The following is a 602-nucleotide window of genomic DNA, read 5'->3' on the forward strand; positions in this document are numbered from 1 at the left end:
GGATATCGGCCGTGCGGTGGGCGAGGTGCGGTTCGAGGGCGTGGGCTTCTCCTACCCGAACAGCGGGCGGATCCTGGGCGGCATCGAGCTTGTCGCCCATCCCGGCCAGACGCTGGCGCTGGTGGGCGCCACGGGGGCAGGCAAGACGACCTCGATGCAGTTGCTGCAGCGCCTCTGGGACCCGATCGAGGGGCGCGTCACGCTGGACGAGACGGACCTGCGGGACATCACGCTCGAGAGCCTGCGCCGCAACATCGGCGTGGTCTTTCAGGAGAGCATGCTGTTCAACCGCTCGATCCGCGACAACCTGCTGGTCGGCCGCGCGAACGCGACCCAGGAGGAGATCGAGCGCGCCTGCCGCATGGCCGAGGCGCACGACTTCATCATCCGCCAGCCCAACGGCTACGACACGATGGTGGGCGAGCGCGGCACGACGCTCTCGGGCGGGCAGCGGCAGCGGCTCTCCATCGCCCGCGCGCTGCTGAAGGATCCGCCGGTGCTGATCCTCGACGAGGCGACATCAGCCCTGGACGCCGCGACGGAGGCGAAGGTCGCCAAGGCGCTGCGCGCGATGATGGCGGGGCGGACCACCTTCATCATCG

At 69.9% G+C, this 602-nt stretch carries 1 protein-coding gene; it reads left to right on the forward strand.

Annotated features, from left to right (window positions below; all coding sequences use genetic code 11):
- Positions 1-602: ABC transporter ATP-binding protein (locus AC1DWF_RS36360; RefSeq protein ID WP_476843298.1), on the forward strand; the 602-nt coding region annotated here is incomplete at both ends.

The organism is Aminobacter sp. P4_D5, assembly GCF_056401815.1.